3 protein-coding genes and 1 pseudogene are annotated in these 8,829 nt (G+C 61.7%); 2 read left to right on the forward strand and 2 right to left on the reverse strand.

All coding sequences use genetic code 11. From position 1 onward, the window contains the following. Together DBR24_RS31820 and DBR24_RS09365 are read right to left on the reverse strand one after the other, a co-directional pair. Positions 1 to 458 (reverse strand): annotated as a pseudogene (locus tag DBR24_RS31820) (hypothetical protein); the annotation flags it as partial. A 204-nt stretch (positions 459 to 662) separates the two neighbouring features. After that, positions 663 to 3,230, reverse strand: coding sequence for a hypothetical protein (locus DBR24_RS09365; RefSeq protein ID WP_128614583.1), 2,568 nt, complete (start codon positions 3,228 to 3,230; stop codon positions 663 to 665). 208 nt (positions 3,231 to 3,438) lie between these two features. Here DBR24_RS09365 and DBR24_RS09370 point away from each other — a divergent pair, with 208 nt between their 5' ends. Further along, positions 3,439 to 5,751: a YgiQ family radical SAM protein gene (locus DBR24_RS09370; protein ID WP_123470930.1), complete on the forward strand. Its 2,313-nt coding sequence runs from the start codon at positions 3,439 to 3,441 to the stop codon at positions 5,749 to 5,751. A gap of 952 nt (positions 5,752 to 6,703) precedes the next feature. Continuing rightward, positions 6,704 to 8,829: transglutaminase family protein (locus DBR24_RS09375; RefSeq protein ID WP_146189007.1), on the forward strand; the 2,126-nt coding region annotated here is incomplete at its 3' end.

An 8,829-nucleotide genomic window follows, 5' to 3' on the forward strand; every position in this document is an offset into this window, starting at 1 on the left:
TGCAATGCCTGATAAGCATGGCCACGGATGACCACGTAGCGTTTGCCTGCGTGACTGAACAGACCGTCGACATCGGCGGCGGCAGTCCTGAAGTCCAGGTCCGTGCGAAAGGCAGCCAGACGCGTATCGGTCAGCGGCAAGCTGTCCGCGTCGAGTGGCGTGTGCGGGTGCCAGAGCCGGCTGACGGGATCGCGCAGAAGCAGCGGGCCGGAAGCGATCAGCTCGCTGGGCAGTCGGGCTCTGAACAGTCCCGTGTCCGGATCTCTCGCAACCAGCGTGACACGGCTGTTGGCCAGATCGACGTAGCGCCGTCCCCTGTGCACCCTGAAACCATCGCTGTTGGCATCCGGCAGCGCGGGGATGGCTGGCATGCTGTAACCCTCGATCGACTGCGGTGTTGTCGGCTGGATACTGAGGGGCGACTCGTTGAGCGTCACCGAAGGCGCCCGCGTGGGCATTATCGCGTCCGCATTGATGTCGCCCGTCTCGGACCGCGATGGCACTGTGCGGCGTGTCGAATTGACCCGGCCTGCGTCGATGTGGTGTGAAGGGGTGGGCGTACTCGGAGGCCGGGCCGGAGGGTGAACGTCGACCGCTACATTGAGTCGGGTGGGTGGTTTGATCACCATGGTTTCATCCTTGAAAAGTGTGCTGTGAGTGGCTCATGTCGCCAGTTCGAATATTTTCTGTGCGGTTTTGCCATCAATGCTTTCGCGCCAGATGGGGGCATGCTCGTGTCCGCTTCGGGCGTCCCTGCGTTGCGAGCTAATGCCCAGGCGGCTCTGCTCGAGGGTCTTGAGGTGGCCGCCGCGTGCGGTGAAGCCTTGCTTGGGGCTGTTCATGCGGTCGTAGTGAAAGTGCGCGTGCCAGAGGGGGGCGCCGGTGCTTCTGTCGTTGAGCGAATAAACGTCGAGAAAGTGTTTATCCGAGCCCTTGCCGGAGACCGTGCGTGGCTGGGTCTGCACCACGCTGATCTGTTCCTTGGCGATCAAGTAGGCCAGTCGGTCGGCGCTGAGAAACGCCTTGTCTTTGTACAGGCGAATCCGGATGTGTTCGCCTTCGCTGCGCAGGCGGAGGCTGTCCTGCTGCAGACGCTGGACGAAGGTGGCGGTGTCGGTGTCGGTGCGATCGGGAGCGGTATCGATCTGTCTGGCGAGGTGATCGCAAGCGTCCGCCTTGCTGCCGAGAAACTCGACAATATTGGTGGCATTGCGTTTTTCCCGTTCGTCCTGCCAGGCCCGGTCGAGCCAGGATTGGGTGCGTTGCAGTTGCTGCCCGGCCTGTGCCCTGAGCGCTGGCAGAGGCGTGGCCTGCAGAGGCACGATCGGGCGCCACTGGCCTTCTTGCAGTGCGTAGGTATGCATGACCTGAACGGCGTCCACGGGGCTCATGACATCAATCACTTCCACGCCGGTCTCGGAGCGGCGCGGGCGCCCGACCTTGATTTTGTCGACCCCGTGGTGCCTGGCGCGGAAAACCCGTCGGAGGCTGGCGGGCGGTGCGCTGCGGTCCTGCGGCGGGATGAAGTCGAAGTCGATGGGCTGTTCGTGCGCCGGCAGCATCGACGTCTTCAGTAATTGCCGGTGATAACGGTTCAGGCTTTCTTCAAGTGTGGTTTCGAAAGCCTGGACCGCCTCGACGATCTTTGCGTGTGAACGGGCAGGCTCGGCGCCGGGCGGCAACGGCATGTGTTCGAACGCGGCGCGAATGGCCGTGCATTGGTCGAACAGGCTGCTCAGCACCGCAACGCGGGTTTCTTCCGGCATGCCCTTGAGTGCCCGGTAGGAGAACGTTACCTGGCCGAACGAATACGCCAGGTACTTGGCATTGAAGTCATGGCTGGCCAGGGAGGTTGCGGCATCGGGCAGCGTGCGACTTTCGGCATAGACCCAGAAGGCGACGATTTCATGAATTTCTATCGGGTCGTACGCCGCCGCCTTCAACTCCTCTTCGGACAGGCGCCACTTGTGCAACAGTTCCTCGGCAAAATGCTCACGCTGTTTCATGATTGCCAGCTTGTCCGCCAGATGTGTGGCGACTGCGCGGTATTCGGTGTCGGGGCCGCCGAAGATCGGGCCGTCGAGCAACTTGCGTGAATCGTTGGCGATCATCAACTGGTTGCAGGACAGGATCTGTCCCTTGCGCAGCGTGATCAGTTTGTTTTTGTAGGCCTCACGGCCCTTGATGGCGACGACGGCCTCCTTGTGTTCGAGGTGCAGACTGACGGTTTTTTCCAGTATTCCCAGTTCTCGTCGGTGCTGGTCTTCCAGTTGCACCAGGATGTTTCGCTCGTTCTGCTTGTCTTTGGCTGCCAGCCATCGGTATCCCAACTGATCGGTCATGGTGATCGCCTGCTCTAATTCCAGATCCATCAACCGCAGCTCCAAGGCCAGATCGGCTGAATGGCTGGCGGCGGACGTTTGCCCCCGTCTGCGCATCCCGCTGGTACCGCCCACCTGGGCGGCGACCCAGCCATGCCGCGCATCGAAAACGATCGGCTCCGAGCGCCCCGGGCGTGTCCCGATGTAAATATTGCCGTGGTCCCGGGCCACGGGATCTGCGGGGTGAACGATGCGCATGACCGTCGACCTCGGTGAGGACGCGTCCAGATCATGCAGCACCTGATACGCGTGTTCTGCGATGACTGCATACAGCTTGCCGTTGAATCGGTACAGGCGATCCGTCCCGGGCTCGATACCGCTGAAATCGAGCGCCGTACGAAAGGCTTCGAGGCGTGCGTCAGACAGGAGAAAAGTGGCCGGTCTGGCATCATCGAGCGGATGCCACAGCCGGCTCTGTGCATCGCGTATCAACACGGGGCCGGAGGGGCTGAGCTCACTGGGCAGGCGGGCCCGGTAGAGTCCCGTGTCCGGATCCTTCTTCACCAGCGCCACGCGGTCGTCTGGCAGGTCGACGTAGTAGCGTCCCTTGAACATCCGTAATCCTTGGTCATCGGCAGGCGGCAAGCGGATATCGGCGCTGTGCCAGTAATCTTCCAGCGATCGCATCTCAGGACGGTGGCTGACTGGCGTGGAGGACGCCGCCGTGATTGTGACCGCAGGCACGCGGTGAATGGCATCCAGATCAGGGCTGTCCGGCGTATACCGGGCAGGGGGGCGCGCACCGGCGCTGGATACTCGCGTGCGCGGCGCTTGCCCGCTGACGACAGCGCCGGGACGTGGATGGACATCGACAATTGCCGTGCCCCTGATGGGTGGTTTCGGTGACATTTCTTCATCCTTGAAGGGTTGTCACATCGGCTGCCGATAATGGCTGGCCGATGGGGAGTCAGGTTGTGTGGCCGGTTTTGGCGCCTCAGGGGGGGCGAGACCGGCAAGGTATCGGCTCAAAGAGAAACCGACCATTGCCGTCGGAATTGGTCAAAATTTGTGCTATATTCCGCGCCCGCGATTTTTCATCTCAACACCGGTCGTCGACATGCAAGCAGCCAAGCCGTTATTTGACTATCCAAAATATTGGGCCGAATGTTTCGGACCAGCGCCATTCCTGCCAATGAGCAGGGAGGAGATGGATCAGCTTGGCTGGGATTCGTGCGACATCATCATTGTTACCGGTGATGCCTACGTCGATCACCCGTCGTTCGGCATGGCGATCATCGGCCGGCTGCTGGAGTCCCAGGGCTTCCGCGTCGGGATCATTGCGCAGCCGAACTGGCAGTCCAAAGACGACTTCATGAAGCTTGGCGAGCCCAACCTGTTCTTCGGGGTGGCGGCCGGCAACATGGACTCGATGATCAACCGCTACACCGCGGACAAGAAAATCCGCTCCGACGACGCCTATACGCCGGGCGGCATGGCCGGCAAGCGTCCGGATCGCGCGAGCCTGGTTTACAGCCAGCGCTGCAAAGAGGCCTACAAGCACGTACCGATCGTGCTCGGCGGCATCGAAGCCTCGCTGCGCCGCATCGCGCACTATGACTACTGGCAGGACCGCGTGCGTAACTCGATCCTGATCGACGCCAGCGCCGACATTCTGCTGTACGGCAACGCCGAGCGCGCCATTGTCGAAGTGGCCCAGCGTCTGTCCTACGGTCACAAGATCGAAGACATCACCGATGTGCGTGGCACCGCGTTCATCCGTCGTGACACGCCGCAAGGCTGGTACGAAGTCGACTCCACGCGCATCGACCGTCCGGGCAAGATCGACAAGATCATCAACCCGTACGTGAACACCCAGGACACCCAGGCCTGCGCCATCGAGCAAGAAAAAGGCCCGGTGGATGATCCCGAGGAAGCCAAGGTCGTGCAGATCCTGGCCAGCCCGAAGATGACCCGCGACAAGACCGTGATCCGCCTGCCGTCGATGGAAAAGGTGCGTAACGACCCGGTGCTGTACGCCCACGCCAACCGCGTGCTGCACCTGGAAACCAACCCGGGCAACGCCCGTGCGCTGGTGCAGAAGCATGGCGAGATCGACGTCTGGTTCAACCCGCCGCCGATTCCGATGACCACTGAAGAAATGGACTACGTGTTCGGCATGCCTTACGCCCGGGTTCCGCACCCGGCGTACGGCAAGGAAAAGATCCCGGCCTACGACATGATCCGTTTCTCGGTGAACATCATGCGTGGCTGCTTCGGCGGCTGCACCTTCTGCTCGATCACCGAGCACGAAGGCCGGATCATCCAGAACCGTTCCGAAGAGTCGATCATTCGCGAAATCGAAGAGATCCGCGACAAGGTGCCAGGCTTCACCGGGGTCATTTCCGACCTCGGCGGCCCGACCGCGAACATGTACCGCATCGCCTGTAAAACGCCGGAAATCGAATCCGCGTGCCGCAAGCCGTCCTGCGTGTTCCCGGGCATCTGCCCGAACCTGAACACCGACCACTCGTCGCTGATTCAGCTGTACCGCAGCGCCCGTGCCTTGCCGGGCGTGAAGAAGATCCTGATCGCTTCCGGCCTGCGTTACGACCTCGCGGTCGAGTCGCCGGAGTACGTCAAGGAACTGGTGACCCACCACGTCGGCGGCTACCTGAAGATCGCCCCGGAACACACCGAGGAAGGTCCGCTCAACCAGATGATGAAACCGGGCATCGGCAGCTATGACAAGTTCAAGCGCATGTTCGAGAAGTACACCAAGGAAGCGGGCAAAGAGCAGTACCTGATTCCGTACTTCATCGCCGCCCACCCGGGCACCACCGACGAAGACATGATGAACCTGGCGCTGTGGCTCAAGGGCAACGGTTTCCGTGCCGACCAGGTGCAGGCGTTCTACCCGTCGCCGATGGCCACCGCCACCGCGATGTACCACTCGGGCAAGAACCCGCTGCGCAAGGTCACCTACAAGAGCGACGGCGTGACCATCGTCAAGAGCGAAGAGCAGCGTCGTCTGCACAAGGCGTTCTTGCGTTATCACGACCCGAAAGGCTGGCCGATGCTGCGTGAAGCGCTGATCCGCATGGGCCGCGCTGATCTGATCGGTTCGGGCAAGGACCAATTGATTCCGATGCACCAGCCGTCTACCGACAGCTACCAGAGCGCCCGTCGCAAGAACTCGACGCCGGCCGGCAGCCATAAAGTGGCAAAGGAAGGCAAAGAGAAGACCACCAAGATCCTCACCCAGCACAACGGCCTGCCGCCGCGTGCCAGTGATGGTGGTAATCCGTGGGACAAGCGTGAGCAGGCCAAGGCGGCGGCATTCGCCCGCAACCAGCAGGCGGCCAAGGAGCGTAAGGACGCGGCCAAGGGCAAAGGGCCGAAACCGGCGCGCAAGCCGGTCGTCCCGCGCTAAGCAACGCTTGAGCTGAACAGAACGCCAACCTTCGGGTTGGCGTTTTGCGTTTCCGGGATTGGATTTATGTTGGCTGCAAGATCCATCCCCCTCACCCCAACCCTCTCCCCCATGGGGGGGCGAGGGGGAAGGGAGCAGATCTTCATGCTTTTCAAGATCTGAGTCCGACTCAAGACTTTCACGCCGGCGTACCCTCTTCCTCCGAGAAAGGCCAGGGAAGGGAGCCGATCTGAGTGCTTTTCAAAATCGAAGTTCGGCTCGGAGTTTCAGGTCGGTGCAGCTCGCATGATCAACTCGGTCAGTCCCCTCTCTCTCCGGGAAAGGGCCGGGGAAGGGAGCCGATCTGAGTGCTTTTCAAAATCGAAGTTCGGCTCGGAGCTTCAGGTCGGTGTAGTTCGCATGATCAACTCGGTCAGCTCCCTCTTCCTCCGGGAAAGGGCCAGGAAGGGAGCCGATCTGTGTGCTTTTCAAAATCGAAGTTCGGCTCGGAGTTTCAGGTCGGTGTAACTCGCATGATCAACTCGGTCAGTCCGCTCTCTCTCCGGGAAAAATCCAGGGACGGGAGCCGATCTGAGTGCTTTTCAAAATCGAAGTTCGGCTCGGAGTTTCAGGTCGGTGTAGCTCGCATGATCAACTCGGTCAGTCCGCTCTCTCTCCGGGAAAGAGCCAGGGACGGGAGCCGATCTGAGTGCTTTTCAAAATCGAAGTTCGGCTCGGAGTTTCAGGTCGGTGTAGCTCGCATGATCAACTCGGTCAGTTCCCTCTCCCTCCGGGAGAGGGCTAGGGTGAGGGGCTCTTCGCAACATTTACGTGCAATGAGGCCAAACCATTTCCCCGCATCGCCCGATTTTGGTGCTGTACTGCCCTGAGCATTCCGGGAAAGCGCCCAAGCCTGTGCATGGCATAAGTCTTGCGCGCTTTCGAATACGCTTGGGCTCGCAGGAGGCACGCCGTGTCGATTCATGTCGCATTGCATCACGTTACGCATTACCGCTACGACCGCGCTGTCGAACTCGGCCCGCAGATCGTTCGCCTGCGCCCGGCTGCCCACAGCCGCACGCGGATTCTTTCATATGCACTGAAAGTCTCGCCCGAGCAGCATTTCATCAACTGGCAGCAAGATCCCCAGGGCAACTATCTGGCGCGTCTGGTGTTCCCCGAGAAAACCGATGAGTTGCGCATCGAAGTCGATCTGCTGGCCGAGATGGCCGTGTTCAACCCGTTCGACTTCTTCCTTGAGCCCTACGCCGAGAAAATCCCCTTCACCTATGCCGCCGATGAGCGCAAGGAGCTGGCGCCGTACCTCGAAACCCTGCCGCTGACGCCGACTTTCAAAGCCTATCTGGACGGCATCGACCGCACGCCGTTGCCGGCTGTGGACTTTCTGGTAGCGCTCAACCAGCGTCTGAGCGAGGACATCAATTACCTGATCCGCATGGAGCCGGGCGTGCAAACCCCGGAACACACCCTCGAACACGCCTCTGGCTCGTGTCGCGACTCGGCGTGGTTGCTGGTGCAATTGCTGCGTAACCTTGGCCTCGCGGCGCGATTCGTCTCCGGTTACCTGATTCAACTGACCGCCGATGTGAAAAGCCTCGACGGTCCGTCCGGCACCGAAGTCGATTTCACCGATCTGCACGCCTGGTGCGAAGTCTATCTGCCGGGCGCCGGCTGGATCGGCCTCGACGCCACTTCCGGGCTGTTCGCCGGCGAAGGGCATATCCCGCTGGCCTGCAGTCCCGATCCGTCCTCGGCGGCACCGATCAGTGGCTTGGTCGAACCGTGCGAGTGTGAGTTCAGCCACGAAATGTCGGTGGAGCGGATCTGGGAAGCCCCACGGGTCACCCAGCCCTACAGCGAGGAGCAATGGCTGGCGATTCAGGCGCTGGGCCGCCAGATCGATGCCGACCTGCTGGAAGGGGACGTGCGCCTGACCATGGGCGGCGAACCGACGTTCGTCTCCATTGATGACCCGGACGGCGCCGAATGGAACACCGCCGCCCTGGGGGCGGACAAGCGTCGGCTTTCGGCCGAACTGTTCCAGCGCCTGCGCAAGCATTACGCACCGCAAGGGCTGGTGCATTTCGGGCAGGGCAAATGGTATCCGGGCGAGCAGCTGCCGCGCTGGTCGCTCAATTGTTATTGGCGCCGTGACGGCGTGCCGATCTGGCACAACGACGCACTGATCGCCGATGAGCAGCAAGATTACGGCGCTGACGGCGAGCTGGCCGGACGCTTTCTGGCGAGCGTCGCCGAGCGTCTGAAATTGCCCGCGCGCTTTGTCTTCCCGGCTTACGAGGACCATTTCTATTACCTGTGGCGCGAGGGGGCGTTGCCGGGCAATGTCAGCGCCGAGGATTCGCGTCTGGAAGAACCTCTGGAGCGCGCCCGGCTGCGCAAGGTGTTCAGCCAGGGGCTCGACAAGGTCATCGGCCAGGTACTGCCGCTGGCGCGCACGGCCAAGGGCGATCAATGGCAGAGCGGGCGCTGGTATCTGCGCGACGAACATTGCCGTCTGGTCCCGGGGGATTCGCCGCTGGGCTATCGGCTGCCGCTCGGTTCGCAGCCGTGGGTAAAAGCCGCCGAGTATCCGTTCATCCATCCTCAGGATCCGAATCAGGATTTTCCCGCGTTGCCGGATACCGCGCAGCTCAACCGCCACGCTGAACCTGCGAGCGTTGACGAGCGTGTGCCGCAGATCGACGAATCCGCCGACTGGCTGACCCGCACCGCGTTTTGCGCCGAAGCTCGCGAGGGGCGTTTGTACCTGTTCATGCCGCCGCTGGAGCGGCTCGAGGACTATCTGGAGCTGGTCGCGGCCATTGAGGCGACGGCCGCAGAACTGCGTTGCCCGGTGCTGCTGGAAGGCTACGAACCGCCAGGCGATCCGCGCCTGAGCAACTTGCGCATCACCCCGGATCCGGGCGTGATCGAGGTCAACGTGCAGCCGTCGGCAACCTGGGACGAGTTGGTCGAACGCACCGAGTTTCTTTATGACCAGGCACGCCAGACCCGTCTGACCACCGAGAAATTCATGATCGACGGCCGCCACACCGGCACCGGCGGGGGCAACCATTT

The sequence above is a fragment of the Pseudomonas sp. HMWF006 genome (assembly GCF_003061205.1).
GTDB classification, from domain to species: domain Bacteria; phylum Pseudomonadota; class Gammaproteobacteria; order Pseudomonadales; family Pseudomonadaceae; genus Aquipseudomonas; species Aquipseudomonas monsensis.